At 62.3% G+C, this 13,180-nt stretch carries 15 protein-coding genes; 10 read left to right on the forward strand and 5 right to left on the reverse strand.

Features of this window, described 5'->3' with window-relative positions; genetic code table 11:
- Positions 1 to 47 precede the first annotated feature (47 nt).
- Positions 48 to 1,079 (reverse strand): ABC transporter substrate-binding protein, encoded by a 1,032-nt coding sequence (locus ABGM93_RS03520; RefSeq protein WP_321503555.1) that lies wholly within the window; start codon positions 1,077 to 1,079, stop codon positions 48 to 50.
- Between the two features lie 134 nt (positions 1,080 to 1,213).
- Here ABGM93_RS03520 and ABGM93_RS03525 point away from each other — a divergent pair, with 134 nt between their 5' ends.
- The 4 genes from ABGM93_RS03525 to ABGM93_RS03540 all read left to right on the forward strand — a co-directional run bounded on the left by ABGM93_RS03525 (position 1,214) and on the right by ABGM93_RS03540 (position 4,281).
- Positions 1,214 to 2,170 carry a LysR substrate-binding domain-containing protein gene (locus ABGM93_RS03525; protein ID WP_321503556.1) on the forward strand — a complete coding sequence of 319 codons (957 nt, stop codon included), beginning with the start codon at positions 1,214 to 1,216 and terminating at the stop codon, positions 2,168 to 2,170.
- 177 nt (positions 2,171 to 2,347) lie between these two features.
- The gene (locus ABGM93_RS03530; protein ID WP_321503558.1) at positions 2,348 to 2,866 is read left to right on the forward strand and encodes a sigma-70 family RNA polymerase sigma factor; all 519 of its coding nucleotides are present in this window, start codon (positions 2,348 to 2,350) and stop codon (positions 2,864 to 2,866) included.
- Complete coding sequence (locus tag ABGM93_RS03535) at positions 2,863 to 3,513, forward strand: ChrR family anti-sigma-E factor (protein ID WP_321503560.1); 651 nt, start codon at positions 2,863 to 2,865, stop codon at positions 3,511 to 3,513. The genes ABGM93_RS03530 and ABGM93_RS03535 overlap by 4 nt, the downstream gene beginning before the upstream one ends.
- A 3-nt stretch (positions 3,514 to 3,516) precedes the next feature.
- Positions 3,517 to 4,281, forward strand: a complete 765-nt coding sequence (locus ABGM93_RS03540; RefSeq protein ID WP_321503562.1) for an SDR family NAD(P)-dependent oxidoreductase — start codon at positions 3,517 to 3,519, stop codon at positions 4,279 to 4,281.
- A gap of 24 nt (positions 4,282 to 4,305) precedes the next feature.
- Here ABGM93_RS03540 and ABGM93_RS03545 read toward each other — a convergent pair whose 3' ends face one another.
- The 3 genes from ABGM93_RS03545 to ABGM93_RS03555 are packed head-to-tail and all read right to left on the reverse strand — an operon-like array spanning position 4,306 to position 7,683.
- On the reverse strand, positions 4,306 to 5,538 hold the full coding sequence (locus ABGM93_RS03545; RefSeq protein ID WP_321505719.1) for a cyclopropane-fatty-acyl-phospholipid synthase family protein: 1,233 nt from the start codon (positions 5,536 to 5,538) through the stop codon (positions 4,306 to 4,308).
- Positions 5,531 to 6,328: a DUF1365 domain-containing protein gene (locus tag ABGM93_RS03550; protein ID WP_321503564.1), complete on the reverse strand. Its 798-nt coding sequence runs from the start codon at positions 6,326 to 6,328 to the stop codon at positions 5,531 to 5,533. The genes ABGM93_RS03545 and ABGM93_RS03550 overlap by 8 nt, the downstream gene beginning before the upstream one ends.
- Positions 6,329 to 6,333: 5 nt before the next feature.
- Positions 6,334 to 7,683, reverse strand: coding sequence for an FAD-dependent oxidoreductase (locus ABGM93_RS03555; RefSeq protein WP_321503566.1), 1,350 nt, complete (start codon positions 7,681 to 7,683; stop codon positions 6,334 to 6,336).
- A 188-nt stretch (positions 7,684 to 7,871) separates the two neighbouring features.
- Here ABGM93_RS03555 and ABGM93_RS03560 point away from each other — a divergent pair, with 188 nt between their 5' ends.
- A complete protein-coding gene (locus tag ABGM93_RS03560; protein WP_321503568.1) occupies positions 7,872 to 8,282 on the forward strand; it encodes a DUF2177 family protein in 411 nt (136 codons plus the stop codon).
- Between the two features lie 37 nt (positions 8,283 to 8,319).
- Here ABGM93_RS03560 and ABGM93_RS03565 read toward each other — a convergent pair whose 3' ends face one another.
- Positions 8,320 to 9,249: a LysR family transcriptional regulator gene (locus ABGM93_RS03565; protein ID WP_321503570.1), complete on the reverse strand. Its 930-nt coding sequence runs from the start codon at positions 9,247 to 9,249 to the stop codon at positions 8,320 to 8,322.
- 115 nt (positions 9,250 to 9,364) lie between these two features.
- On the opposite strand from ABGM93_RS03565, the gene ABGM93_RS03570 reads away from it, so the two are divergent.
- From ABGM93_RS03570 to ABGM93_RS03590, 5 genes are read left to right on the forward strand one after another with little or no spacing between them, the layout of a single operon-like run.
- Positions 9,365 to 10,540 carry a cytochrome P450 gene (locus ABGM93_RS03570; RefSeq protein WP_321503572.1) on the forward strand — a complete coding sequence of 392 codons (1,176 nt, stop codon included), beginning with the start codon at positions 9,365 to 9,367 and terminating at the stop codon, positions 10,538 to 10,540.
- Between the two features lie 50 nt (positions 10,541 to 10,590).
- Positions 10,591 to 10,914 carry a 2Fe-2S iron-sulfur cluster-binding protein gene (locus tag ABGM93_RS03575; RefSeq protein WP_319773509.1) on the forward strand — a complete coding sequence of 108 codons (324 nt, stop codon included), beginning with the start codon at positions 10,591 to 10,593 and terminating at the stop codon, positions 10,912 to 10,914.
- 4 nt (positions 10,915 to 10,918) lie between these two features.
- Complete coding sequence (locus tag ABGM93_RS03580) at positions 10,919 to 12,088, forward strand: FAD-dependent oxidoreductase (RefSeq protein ID WP_321503575.1); 1,170 nt, start codon at positions 10,919 to 10,921, stop codon at positions 12,086 to 12,088.
- A complete protein-coding gene (locus tag ABGM93_RS03585) occupies positions 12,085 to 12,783 on the forward strand; it encodes an alpha/beta hydrolase (protein ID WP_321503576.1) in 699 nt (232 codons plus the stop codon). The genes ABGM93_RS03580 and ABGM93_RS03585 overlap by 4 nt, the downstream gene beginning before the upstream one ends.
- A complete protein-coding gene (locus ABGM93_RS03590; RefSeq protein WP_321503578.1) occupies positions 12,780 to 13,178 on the forward strand; it encodes an extradiol ring-cleavage dioxygenase in 399 nt (132 codons plus the stop codon). The genes ABGM93_RS03585 and ABGM93_RS03590 overlap by 4 nt, the downstream gene beginning before the upstream one ends.
- Positions 13,179 to 13,180: the final 2 nt, after the last annotated feature.

Here is a 13,180-nt window from a genome sequence, read left to right on the forward strand (position 1 = left end):
GTGACGGACACGGAAGGGATAGGTTGTTTGCTTCGTGCAGTGGACGCTTAGCGTTCCACTTCACGCGCCCAGCGCGCCGTCCATTCCTGGCGCAGCGGATTGATCACGTCCCAGTCGACGCCGACGAGCTGTGAGATCTTCTCGCCATAGGGGAGCTTTTCGGCCAGCTCCGGCGGCAGCTTGGAGTTCTTGTTGACCGGGCCGGAGCCCATGGCATCGGCCAGCTTCACCTGGATTTCAGGATCGAGCAGGTAATCGAGGAAGGCCTGGGCTTCCGCGGGAACGTTGCTTTCCACGACCGGGCAACCGGCCAGCATCAGCGCGACAGCGCCTTCCTTGGGATAGATGAAACCGGCCGGGTAGCCGGTGTCGGCCAGGGACTTGACGCGGCCCGAGCCCCAGACGGAGAAGGCGATCTCGCCGTTCTGGAAGAGTTCCGACATCTTGCCGGAGGAGGGCTCGAAGACCAGCACATTCGGGGCGACCTCATCGGCCATCGCTGCAAAACCGGGGTCGATGTCCTTTTCTCCGCCGCCCGCATCGCGGGCCAGCATCACGAGCGCATGCAGGCCATAGGTGTTGGAGATGGGGGGAACGGAGATGAGGCCTTCGTATTTCGGATCCTTCAGGTCTTCCCAGCTGGTGGGCAGATCCCAGCCTTCCTTCTCGAAGAATTCCTTGGAGTAGGCGAAGCCGGTGGCGACGAATCCGACGCCGATGGCGTTCGGGCTGATCTTGGCAAGATCGTAGACGTCGCTCTTGATCGCGCTGTCTTCGAGCGGAGCGCAGAAGCCCAGCGCATCGGCCTGATACATCGGGCCGTCATCCAGGATCACGACATCGAGTTCCTGCGCGCCCTTCTGGGCCTGGAGACGGGCAAGATTCTCCGTAGAGTTGCCCGAAACATACGCGACCTTGACGTTGTGGTTCTTTTCGAACTCCGGAATGATGAGCTGCTTCATCAGCGTTTCGAAAGATCCTCCGTAACCGCCAACGGTCAGGACTTCCGGATCAGCTGCATGGGCACCCGTTGCGAGTGCCGAACTCATGAGAGCTGCGAGTAGGAGATTCTTTCCCATTTCATTCCTCTGTGTTCTGGTGAGTTGTGTTGTTTTTTTGTTGTTCCCACAGATTGAGCGGCTGCTTGACATCGAGCAAATGAGTTTAATTATATACCCTATAACCAATAGTTATAGGGGAGGGGCATCCGGCCATGGCGCGCGCGAATATCCGGCAAATCGAAGCCTTCAACGCGGTCATGCAGGCCGGGTCCGTAACCCAGGCCGCAGACGCACTTTTCATCAGCCAGCCTGCGGTGACGAAACTCGTCCAGGCATTTGAGAAGTCATGCGGATTCAAGTTGTTCCAACGCAGTCAGGGGCGTCTCGTTCCGACACCGGAAGCGCGTCGGCTCTTCGCGGAGACGCAGACTTTCATGACGGGCGTCAGCCGAATTGAGAACACCGCCCGGGCGATCAAGAATTCGCAACAGGGAGACCTCACCGTGGTCGCATTCCCTGCCTTGAGCATGCGGCTGATGCCCTGGTGCGCAGCCCGCTACCTCGCCGACAAGCCGGACGTCCGGTTTTCGGTCCTGACGCGAAATTCCAATGACGTACCCAATTCGATGATTTCGCACGCCGCAGATTTCGGGCTTTCTCTCTTGCCGACGAACGAGAGCACGATCGTCTGCCAGCTGTTTCGGCGCATTCTCATGGTGTGTGCATTGCCCAGCGGCCATCCTTTGACCGAAGCGGCCGCGATTACGCCACAGCAACTGGAAAAGGAAGAAATCGTCTGCCTGGGGCGGGACGACCAATCGCGCATGGTGGTGGAGGAAGCGTTCGCGCGTTTCGGCATCAAGGTCGGGGGACGTTACGAGGTGCAGATGGCGGATGCGGCCTGCATGCTGGTGGCCGAAGGGGCAGGCATCGCGATTGTGCCCTCAATCGCCTCTGTCGGGTGGGAAGGGCATGAGGGGATCGTGTTTCGGCCTTTGTCTGTTCAGGTGACCATGGATGTGTGGCTCTATACGCCGACCTGGGATCAGCCACCGGCTCTTGCCCGGATGTTCCTGCAGGAGATCGATGCGGGCATTTCGGAGGTGGAGGCGCGGTTGATGAAAGATGCCGGTGACGCGCCCCAGTTTTCCGCCGCGGGGCTGGCCTAGTTCAAAGCCCGGCCGATTTTGTGAGAAAAAGCCGATTTCGAGTGAACCAATGGCGATTGTCACGCGTATGGAGAGAGCAACCAACAAGGTGCTTAGATGCAATCGGGCTCCGAGGCTTCGAAAATACCGGACGGTTCTGAGGCCGATGTTCCGATGACGGACCATGGGGACTGTCTCATGCGTGTCGCCTTGCACGAGGACCGGGACGCCTTCGCGGCCCTGTTTGCGCATTTCGGGCCTCGGGTGAAGAGCCTGATGCTGAAGGCGGGCGCCGATCAGGCTCTGGCCGACGATCTTGTTCAGGACGTGATGATGACGGTCTGGCGCAAGGCGCATCTTTATGCGCCGGAGCGCGGTGCGGTTGGAACGTGGATCTACACCATCGCGCGAAATGCCCGCATCGACTTTCTCCGCCGAGGCTCGTCCCAGCCCTACGAGGATCTGGAGGCGGTGGAGGTGCCTTGCGAGAATGCGGACAGCGAGGAAGAGGTCTTCGCCAATCAGCGCGTGAGCGTCGTTGCGGAAGCGGTTGCCGAGCTTCCCGACGAACAGCGCGCGATCATCGAATACGCCTTCATGCACGATCTGTCGCAAAGCCAGATCGCGGCGAAGCTGGCGCTGCCACTGGGGACCGTGAAGTCCCGGCTGCGTCTGGCCTATGCGAAGCTGAAGGGACGGCTGGAAGAAGTGCAATGACAGTTCACCATCATATCGATGAAAGCACCTTGCTGCGTTATGCCAGCGGCGATCTCGACGAGGCCTTCTCGGTGATCGTGGCCGCACATCTCGCCATGTGCGGGGACTGCCGGAAGGCGCTGAGGTTGGCGAACGATATTGGCGGCAGCCTACTGGACAGGGAAGAGCCCGCGCCGCTAGCCGACAATGCGCTGGAGCGGATCATGTCGGGCATCGACACCGCGGGCGGGCGGATCGAGCAGCGCACCATCGATCAAGACGCCGATGCCGACGTTCCCGTTCCCTTGCGCCGGTTCATCGGCAACCGGCTGGATGAGATTTCGTGGAAGCGCGTTGCTCCGGGCGTGCGGCGTCACAGGATCGAGATCGATGCGCCGTCCTCGCTCTATCTTCTGCACATAGGGCCGGGAAAGGCCGTTCCCGAGCATGGGCACGGAGGGGCGGAGATGACACTCATTCTCTCCGGCGCCTATCGCGATCAGCTGGGCCGGTTCGGGCCCGGTGACATTGCCGATCTCGATGAACATGTTGAACACCAGCCGCGCGTGGAGCCGGGCGCGCCCTGCATCTGCGTGGTCGCGACGGAGGAGCCGACCCGCTTCAAGGGAGTTTTCAGCCGTTTGTTGCAACCTATTGTAGGGATATGAAAAATGGCTGATGGGTCTTGGTCTGTTGCGTGGATCACAGGCGGCAGCTCGGGGATTGGACGCGAACTTGCCCGCCAGCTTGACGGGGTGGTCGGACATGTCGCCGTCACAGCGCGCTCAGCCGACAAGCTCGGTGAGCTTTGCGCCGCAAGCCGCACGGTCTTTGGCTATCCCGGCGATGTGACGGACGCGGATGCAATGGCCGGTTGCGTGGGCGAGATCGAAAGCCACGCCGGACCGATCGACCTTGCCATTCTCAATGCCGGGGCATGGGCCTTGATGGACGCGACCGACCTCGATCTGGCAGCCGTGCGCACCGGTGTGGAGGTGAACTATCTGGGGGTGATGAATGCGCTGGACGTGCTTATCCCGAAGATGATGGCGCGCGGGAAAGGTCATATCGCCATTGTGGCGTCCGTTGCGGGCTATCGCGGGTTGCCGCGTTCCGTCGCTTACGGGCCGACCAAGGCCGCGCTCAACAATCTCGCCGAAACGCTCAAGCTGGAACTGGAGCCGCACGGCATAACCGTTTCGGTGATCAATCCGGGTTTCGTGGATACGCCCATGACCGCCGAGAATCCGTTCCCGATGCCGGGCATCATCTCAGCGAAGGACGCGGCGGAACGGATCCTCAAGGGACTTCGCCGGGGGCGGTTCGAGATCGCCTTTCCGACGGGCTTCATTCTCGCGATGAAGCTGCTGCGGCTCTTGCCGGATGCCGTCTATTTTCCGCTTGTGCGCAAGTTCGCTGTGCGCGGGCGGGGATGACCGCCCGGCACGCACGTCGATTTCTCACGGTTTGCGAAGCCGATAGAAGCCGACATCGATCGCGCCTTCGCGAAACCCCGCCTCGCAATAGGCGAGGTAATAGCGCCAGCGACGCCGGAAATGCTCGTCAAAGCCGAGCGGCGCGATGTCCGGCCAGGCAGCCTCGAAGCGTCGGCTCCACTCCGCCAGTGTCTCCGCATAACAGGGGCCGAAACGCTCCACGTGATCGAGCTGAAGCCCCGCGCGCGTCGCATGGTCTCCGATCAGGGTTGCCGTCGGCAGCATGCCGCCGGGAAAGACGTGGCGTTGGATGAAATCGGCTGAGCGGCGGTACTGATCGAAGCGGTTTTCATCGATGGTGATGGCCTGAAGAACCGCCGTGCCGCCGGATTTCAGCCGTTCGTTCAAAACCGCGAAATAGTGCGGCCAGTAGGCTTCGCCCACGGCCTCGATCATCTCGATCGAGACGATGCGGTCATAGGAGCCCCGGCAATCGCGGTAGTCTTCCAGCCGGAAACTGCATGTGTCAGAAAGCCCCTCGGCTGTGACCAGCTTGCGGGCGTGGGCGAGCTGTTCATGGGAAAGAGTGAGACCCTCCACACGGGCGCCGTGGGTCTGCGCCGCCGCGCGCGCAAAGGCGCCCCAGCCGCAGCCGATTTCCAGAATGCGTTCGTCTCCGGAAAGCTCCAGAAGATCGAGGATGCGCGCGAGCTTCTCGTGCTGGGCGTCTTCCAGCGTCTTGGCGCCATTGGCGTAATAACCGCTCGAATAGAGCATGCTGGGGTCGAGCCACTGGCTGTAGAAGGCGTTACCCAGGTCGTAATGCTCGGTGATGTTGCGGCGGCTGCCACGCCGGGAATTGGCCCGTCGGCCATGGGCGAGCCGGTCACGCAGACGCGAGGAGAGGGCGAAGCTTGCTGCCTTTTCCAGCTCGGGCCGATTGCGCAGGATGAAGCGGAAGAGGCCGGTGAGGTCCGTGCAGTCGATATCGCCATCCATGTAGCCTTCGGCAAAGCCGATCGCGCCGCGGGTGGCGATTTTGGAAAAGCCGCGGAAGCGGCGGAACCGCAGCACCGGCTCTGCCTCATGTCCCTTGCGGCCGAACCGCATACATTCGCCCGATGGCAACACGATGAGGATCGCGCCTTTCGGCTCCCAGCTCAGAAGCCTTCCAAGCGCGAGGCGCGCAACATGGGACAGCGGGCTCGTCCAGCCGCGCCGCAGCGGCGTTTCTTTCGCGGTCAGGGTTTCAAGCATGCTGGTCACCAGCCTTTTCGACATAGGTAATCGCAGATGAAGGGGCTGCCGGGCGCGGCTTCAACCGCATGCCCTTGAGCCACAGGCGCGCGGCTTCGAAATGGATGCCGCCGATGACTTTAAGCGACATCCAGCCGGTCCGCGCGAGTTGCCGCAGCAGGCCCGCATCGCCGAAGGGGTGGCGCGCGCCACGGAAATGGGCCTTGAGAAGCGGGCCTTCCTCATCCTTCAGGGCAACGCCAAGGGTCAGGGTTTTGTCCGGCTTCGTCAAATGGAAGCTGTAGGTTCCCGCCACCGTGTTGAAGGGCGAGACGTAAAGCTCCTTGGCGCATTTCTGGGAGATGATCTCCTGGCCCTCTCCTTCGCTGACCGGCAGGACATAGGTCTTGCGCTGGCCGAAGGTGTTGTTGACCTCGTAGACCATCAGGCGGATGCGGTCTGACGCATCAAGGCCGTAATAGACGGTGAGCGGATTGAAGCCGTAGCCGAGCACCCGCGGGTAGCACAGCATCTTGAAGCGGACCACGTCGCGACCATGCGGTGTGCCCTCCGCAAGGTGTCGGAGATAGGTCGTCAGGGGCGTCCCGTCGCCGCTTCCGTGATCGCGGTCATGCAGGCTCACGAGGTTGAAACGGTTGTGGGAAAAGAGCCGCGTGGAGCGGGCGAGATCGTCCAGCCGGTCGCAATCGAGAAGCAGGGAAAAGACACGGTAGCTCAAGCGATGCCCGACGGGGCGCATGCGGGTGTGCGACACCGTTCCGGCATAGATCGCGGCCGTTTCCCTTGCCATCGCACTCATTCCGCCGCCTCGCGCCGGGCATCGACCACGTCGGGCCGGGTATTGGACAGCGACGCGATGCGACCGGATTCGTTTTCCACCTGCCAGGGACGACGCACCCCACCAAGCGCCTCTGCCACCGCAAGGCCGCTCTGGATGCCGTCCTCGTGGAAGCCGTACCCGAAATAGCTGCCACAAAACCACGTGCGGCGATTGCCCTGGATGCCCCCGAGCAGGCGTTGCGCTTCGGTGGCGATCCCATCAAAGACCGGGTGACGATAGGCGATCGTCGCATCAACCGCCTTGGGGTGGATTTCGCCGCGCGGATTGAGGGTCAGGAAGAAATTGGTCCTTGTCGGGAGAACCTGAAGGCGGTTCATCCAGTAGCTGACGCACAGCTCCGTTTCCGACCCGTGGTCCGTTTTCAGATAGTTCCAGCTCGACCACAACCGCTTGCGGCGCGGCATCCAGCGCGGGTCGCGGTGGAGGACGGCCAGATTGTCCTGATAGGAAAACGCGCCGAGCAGACGCTCTTCCATCGGATCGGGCGCATCGATCAGCTTCAACGCCTGGTCCGCATGGGTTGCGACCACGACATGATCGAAGGCGCGGCTGACGCCGTTGGTGTCGGTCACATGGACATAGGTCGGATGGCGGACGATGCGGGCCGCGCCTGTGCCCTTGAGGGTCTCGAAGCCCGCATCGGCCACGAGCTTTGAGACATAGTTCCGGCTGCCGCCTGAAACCGTGCGCCAGGCTGGCCGCTCGCTGAATTGCAGCATGCCGTGATTGGCGTAGAAATCGACGAAGCTGCGGGCCGGGAAGTCCAGCATGCCCTGCATGTTGGTCGACCAGATCGCCGCGCCCATGGGAACAATGTGATCCTCCACGAAGCTGGTCGAATACCCGCCTTCCTTGAGAAACGCGCCAAGGGTGGTGTTCTGAGGCAGCCGTGCGACGTCCTCGCTTGCCGTCTTGAAGAAGCGGGCGATATCGCTGAGCAATTGCCAGTGACGGGGTTTGAACAAATTGCTCCGCTGACCGAAAAAGCCACCGAGACCGGAGCCCGCATATTCATACGTGCCCTTGTTCAACGATAGCGCGAAGCTCATTTCGGTCGGGTCTGTCACCACACCGAGATGGCGGAACAGGGCGGTCAGATTGGGGTAATTCAGCTCGTTATAGACGATGAAGCCGGTATCAACGGCGACAGGGCCATTCTCCGTGGAGACCTCGCGGGTATTGGCGTGGCCGCCCAGATGATCCGCGCTTTCATAAAGGGTGACCCGGTGCCGGGTGGACAGCAGCCACGCTGCCGAGAGCCCGGAAATGCCCGATCCGATAACGGCGATCTTTTGCGGTTCCATAGGGTGTTCCGTTTGCGGTTTTGATTGATACGGGCGGGCCGGGCAAACGGATCACAGAGACCTTGGGTCGACCGAGAAATTTCGCCTGCCGACAGGTTGAGGTGATCCATGTCGGTATCGGAAGCGTATCAAGCCAAACCTTCACGGGCTCAGGTCGCACGGGCCCAGACATTTTTGGCAGGACCGTCATGGCCCAATATCTGATCGCTTATGTCTTTACCGCCGTCGTCTTTCTCGGGATTGATTTCGTCTGGCTGACGCGGGTCGCGAAGTCCTTCTATTACGGACGGCTTGGCGACATGCTGCTTGATACGCCGCGCATGGGGGCCGCCGTTGCCTTCTATGCGCTCTATGTGGTGGGCGTGGTGATCTTCGCGGTCGCGCCCGGCCTCAAGGCGGACAGTCTCGCCACGGCCTTGCTCTTCGGCGCGCTGTTCGGCTTTTTCACTTACGGCACATACGACATGACCAACTACGCCACATTGCGTCAGTGGTCGCTGACGGTCTCGCTCGTCGACATGGCGTGGGGAACGGTGCTGACGGGCTTTTCCGCGGTGGCGGGTGTCTGGCTGACCCGTCTGGTCACGCAAGGCGGCTGACGGAGGGCTGCACGTTGTTTCGCACCTGCCGCGATGGTCACAGCGAAAGCTCGGCCACCGTGGCGGAGATGCGCTCGCGGGCCCACTTCATCAGCGCGGAATGCTGCTTTCGCACGCTCCAGACCATTTTCACCTCAAGCGGGGCGTCGATGGGGCAGGCGGCGGTGGCAAGCGTGGAATCCTGGATTTGCGCAAGACGCCGCGGAACGGTCGCCACAAGATCGGAACCGGCGACGATCCGGTCGATCCCGGCCGGGCTCGGCACCTTGAGCGGTGCGTTCAGGCGATGGCCCATGGCCTCGATCTCGCTCACATAGGGCGAGACCCACCGTCCGCCATAGGTGATGAGCACGTGATCAAACGCAAGATATTCCTCCAGCGTCGGGTCGCGACCGGCCGCGGGATGGCTGGCATCCATCAGACAGACATATTGCTCGCGGATCAGGGTCTTTTCGAAAAAGCCGGCATCGGCGCGCCGATAGGGGCCGATCAGCATGTCTGCCTCGCCATCGATCAGCCGCCTGTGGCCGCTGCCCGAGGCATCGATCACCTCGATATTGAGCTTCGGGGCCTCCCGCCGCAGCTTTGCGACGACGGCGGGGATCAGGAAGCTGCGCTCATAGTAGTTGCAGGCGAAGGTGAGCGTTGCGGTGATCTCGGAGGGATTGAAGCGCGGCTGTTGCTGCATGGAATCGAATTCGGCCAGAAGGTCGCTTGCGTAGCGCGCCAGGCCCTCGCATCGCTCCGTTGAGACCGTGTGTCCCCCTTCGCGCACGAAGAGCGGATCGCCAAAGACCTGCCGCAGCTTCTCGATGCCGTAACTCACGACGGACTGGCTGACCCCCAGCGCCTCGGCCGCACGGCTGAAGGATTTCTCGCGGTGGACGACCGTCAGCAAGTGAAATGCCCGGAAATCGAGCTGGTAGGGGTCCATGACGCAGGGGTCCGCAGCCTTGTGTCGGGCCATCCGAGTTTTCCTCCCATCGGATTTTTCGATTTTCTGTATCTGTCAGATCGTGTTGCTAGATAGATACCAACTTGCCAAGCTGTTTTACCAGCGTTCTTTGGGAGGGGACCGCGACATGGCACTTGCACCGATCGATAAAGACGTGAGGCTCGATCAACTCACGCTTGATCCTTATCCGATTTACCGGCGCATGCGGGCGGAAACGCCCGTGGTGCGCGTGGAATCCGCAAACCGGACCTTTCTGACGAAGGCGGCGTATACCAAGCGTGTGAAAGACGATCCGGACCTTTTCAGCTCCGATGATCCGCACACGCCCATGCAGCGCGCCTTCAATGCCCACACATTGATGCGCAAGGACGGCGACGAGCACCGCCGCGAGCGCATGGCGATGCAGAAGGCCTATACGCCGAAGGTCATCAAGTCGAACTGGGCGCAGGTCTATCGTGACATCACCGCGACCTATCTCGACCGGCTGAAGCGGGGCGAGGCGGTGGATCTCTACAAGGAGATCTGCGGCCCGGTTTCGGCGCGCATTCTCATTCATGTGCTGGGGCTGGAAGGCGCAACGGACGAACAGATGATGCGCTGGTCGCAGAACCTGATCGACGGCGCGGGCAATTTCGGCTGGGATCCGGAGCCGTTCGTGGTCACGGATCGGGCCAATGCGGAGATGGACGCGCATATCGAGGCTTGCGCGGCGCGTCACAAGGCAGAGCCGAACGATTCCGCCCTGTCGCTGATGGTCAATGCGGCGGATCCGATCCCGTGGAGCCAGATCGTGGCGAACATCAAGATCGCCATTGGCGGCGGCATCAACGAGCCGCGCGATGCGATGGCGACCATCATCTATGGTCTGTTGACCAATCCCGATCAGCTTGAGGAAGTGCGGCGTCAGGAGGCATGGGGGGCGGCCTTCGAGGAAGGCGTGCGCTGGGTCGCGCCCATCCAGGCGTCCTCGCGGCTGGTGATGGAAGACACCGAGATCGGTGGCTACGACATCCCGAAGGGCGATGTCGTGATGACCATTCAGGCATCCGCCAACCGGGATGAGGAGCTCTTTGAGGACGGGGAGAGCTTCCAGGTCTTCCGCCCGAAGAACCTGCATCAGGCTTTCGGCTCGGGCCCGCATCATTGTGCCGGGGCGCATATCGCCCGTCGGACCGTGGGCGAGATCATGATCCCGGCGCTGTTTGAGCGGTTCCCGGACATGACGCTGCCTGATCCGAGCGCTGTGATGTGGCGGGGCTTCGGCTTCCGTGGCCCGATCAATCTGCCCGTCGTGCTGAACTGAACGACCGCCGGACAGACGCGACGGTTCCCAAGGAAAATTGGAGGAAATCCATGGTCAAGGTGACCTATGTCGCCTTCGACGGTACGGAAACGACCGTCGAGGGAGAGCCCGGCGCCAACGTGATGCAGACGGCGCTCGACAACAATATCGAAGGCATTGTCGGCGAATGCGGTGGCTCCATGATGTGCGCCACCTGTCATTGTCATGTCGATGAGGCCTGGGCCGACAAGACCGGCCCGCGCAATGACGGCGAAGACGACATGCTGGAATGCGCGGCTTCCGAGGTGACGCCGACCTCGCGGCTGTCCTGCCAGATCAAGCTCACGTCCGATCTCGATGGATTGCGGGTTTATCTGCCCGAGGAACAGGTCTGAGCCGATGGATCGGATTGTTATCATCGGCAGCGGGCAGGGCGGGGTACAGGCCGCCATCAGTCTGCGGCAGGAAGGGTATGCGGGGCGGCTGACGGTGATCGGCGCCGAGCCCGGATTGCCGTATCAGCGTCCGCCGCTTTCAAAGGCCTATCTGAAGACGGGGGACGCGGAGGCGTTGCGCCTCAGGCCGGAAACCTTCTTTGAAAAGAAGGAGATCGAGCTGATTGATCATGTGTGGGTTGATCGGATCGACCGCGACGCGCTCACGGTTCATTCCGGCGATCGCGCATTCCCCTATGATCATCTGATCCTCGCCACCGGCACACGCAACCTGCGCCCGCCCATCACTGGCGCCGAGCGGGCGCTGGATTTGCGCACGCTTGAGGATGCCGCCCGCCTGCGCGCTGAACTCGATACGCCGAAACGTTGCGCGGTGATCGGCGGCGGGTTCATCGGTCTGGAATTCGCAGCGGTCGCGCGCGCGCTTGGCCATACGGTCACGGTTGCGGAAGCCGCGCCCCGATTGATGGCGCGCGTCGTCTCTGCTGAGACATCGCAACGGTTCCTCGCCCTGCATGAGGGCATGGGCACCACGGTTCATCTGGGCGATCCGGTGGTGGCCGTCGATGCGGAGGGCATCGCGCTTGCCAGTGGCGCGCGCGTCGAGGCTGATCTTGTCTTGATGGCCGCAGGCGTTGTTCCCAACACGGAACTGGCCGCAGCCGCTGGACTTGCCGTGGACAATGGCATCGTGGTCGACGCGACGCTTCTGACGGCCGATCCGGCGATCTCCGCGCTTGGCGATTGCTGTGCCTTTCCCGATCCGGCGACGGGGGGGCTGGTCCGTCTGGAATCCGTTCAGGCGGCGACCGATCATGCCCGGCTCATCGCGAAACGTCTCGTAAAAGGGGCCGATGCGCCTTACGCGGCCGTTGCGTGGTTCTGGTCCGATCAGGCCGACTGCAAGCTTCAGATCGCGGGCCTTTCCTGCGCTGCCGATGACACCGTGCGGCGGGCGGACGGGGCGGTGTTCCGGTTCGCGGGCGACCGCTTTTCCGCCGTGGAGACGGTCAACGACGCGAAGACGCATATGCAGGCGCGCAAGAAACTGGCCGTGTCTCCCATCCAACGATCTGAACTGGAGGCGGTCGGTTACGACCTGGCAGCCCTATGACCACGACCCTTCTCGTCCCCGGGCTTCTCTGCGACGCCTTTGTCTGGGAGCCGGTGACACGCGCCATGCCGGAGGCGGTCGTGCCGCATCTGGAAGGCATGGACAATCTGAGCGAGATGGCGCGCCATTGCCTGTCATTGGCCGAGGGGCCTCTTCATGTGGCCGGCCATTCGATGGGCGCGCGGATTGCCATGGAAATGGCCCGCATGGCTCCGGGGCGGGTGGAGCGTCTGGCGCTGCTGGATACCGGCATTCACCCTCTGAAGGAGGGGGAGCCTGCGAAGCGGGCCGAGATCGTCGCCTTTGCGCGCGAAAACGGCATGCGCGCGCTGGCGGAGCGCTGGCTTCCCGGCATGGTTCATCCCGACCGGCACGAGGATGCCACCCTGATGGGGGCGCTGAGCGAAATGGTCATGCGCCGCGATCCGGAAGAACATGCCCGCCAGATCGCCGCCCTGGTCGGGCGTCCCGATGCCTCGCGCTATCTGTCCGAGATCACATGTCCGACGCTTCTGGTTGTCGGACGCCAGGATGTGTGGAGCCCGGTTGTCCAGCATGAGGACATGCTGGCTCTGTTGCCGGATGCGCGTCTGGAAATCATCGAGGATGCCGGGCATTTCGCCCCCGTCGAACAGCCCGACGCGGTGGCCGAAATCCTGATCCCCTTTCTTACCCCCAACCGGAGGGAGAGATGACCGTGCCTACCGTGAAGAGCCGTGAGGACGGCGACCGCATTCCTGAGACCCCGCTTTTCGACAGGGCGAGGGCGCAGTCCGGCTATGAACTCAACAAGATGGCCAACGGGCTTTCTCGGCCGGAAAACCGGGCGGCCTTTGTCGCGGATGAAGCCGCCTACATGGCGCGCTTCGGCCTGACGGAGGAGCAGAAGGCCGCGGTTTCGGCGCGCGACTGGCAGGAGATGGTCCGCCTTGGCGGCAATCTCTTCTACATCCTGAAAATCTCCGCCGTGGACCCGGTGCCGATCACGGCAATCGGCGCGGCGCAGGCGGGCATGGCGCACGAGGACTTTCTGCGCGAGCGGCTCGGCAAGAAGCCAGTTGCGGATCAAGGCAGCAAGAAGGGGGCGTAGAG

It is taken from the genome of Breoghania sp. (assembly GCF_963674635.1).
Classification (GTDB): Bacteria; Pseudomonadota; Alphaproteobacteria; order Rhizobiales; family Stappiaceae; genus Breoghania.

Coding starts and splice junctions, on each gene's coding strand:
- ABGM93_RS03550 (WP_321503564.1), bottom strand. CDS start 6,328: ATGGCAAGGGAAACGGCCGCGATCTATGCCGGAACGGTGTCGCACACC.
- ABGM93_RS03535 (WP_321503560.1), top strand. CDS start 2,863: ATGACAGTTCACCATCATATCGATGAAAGCACCTTGCTGCGTTATGCC.
- ABGM93_RS03590 (WP_321503578.1), top strand. CDS start 12,780: ATGACCGTGCCTACCGTGAAGAGCCGTGAGGACGGCGACCGCATTCCT.
- ABGM93_RS03525 (WP_321503556.1), top strand. CDS start 1,214: ATGGCGCGCGCGAATATCCGGCAAATCGAAGCCTTCAACGCGGTCATG.
- ABGM93_RS03565 (WP_321503570.1), bottom strand. CDS start 9,249: ATGGCCCGACACAAGGCTGCGGACCCCTGCGTCATGGACCCCTACCAG.
- ABGM93_RS03580 (WP_321503575.1), top strand. CDS start 10,919: ATGGATCGGATTGTTATCATCGGCAGCGGGCAGGGCGGGGTACAGGCC.
- ABGM93_RS03570 (WP_321503572.1), top strand. CDS start 9,365: ATGGCACTTGCACCGATCGATAAAGACGTGAGGCTCGATCAACTCACG.
- ABGM93_RS03520 (WP_321503555.1), bottom strand. CDS start 1,079: ATGGGAAAGAATCTCCTACTCGCAGCTCTCATGAGTTCGGCACTCGCA.
- ABGM93_RS03540 (WP_321503562.1), top strand. CDS start 3,517: ATGGCTGATGGGTCTTGGTCTGTTGCGTGGATCACAGGCGGCAGCTCG.
- ABGM93_RS03585 (WP_321503576.1), top strand. CDS start 12,085: ATGACCACGACCCTTCTCGTCCCCGGGCTTCTCTGCGACGCCTTTGTC.
- ABGM93_RS03555 (WP_321503566.1), bottom strand. CDS start 7,683: ATGGAACCGCAAAAGATCGCCGTTATCGGATCGGGCATTTCCGGGCTC.
- ABGM93_RS03575 (WP_319773509.1), top strand. CDS start 10,591: ATGGTCAAGGTGACCTATGTCGCCTTCGACGGTACGGAAACGACCGTC.
- ABGM93_RS03545 (WP_321505719.1), bottom strand. CDS start 5,538: ATGCTTGAAACCCTGACCGCGAAAGAAACGCCGCTGCGGCGCGGCTGG.
- ABGM93_RS03530 (WP_321503558.1), top strand. CDS start 2,348: ATGCGTGTCGCCTTGCACGAGGACCGGGACGCCTTCGCGGCCCTGTTT.
- ABGM93_RS03560 (WP_321503568.1), top strand. CDS start 7,872: ATGGCCCAATATCTGATCGCTTATGTCTTTACCGCCGTCGTCTTTCTC.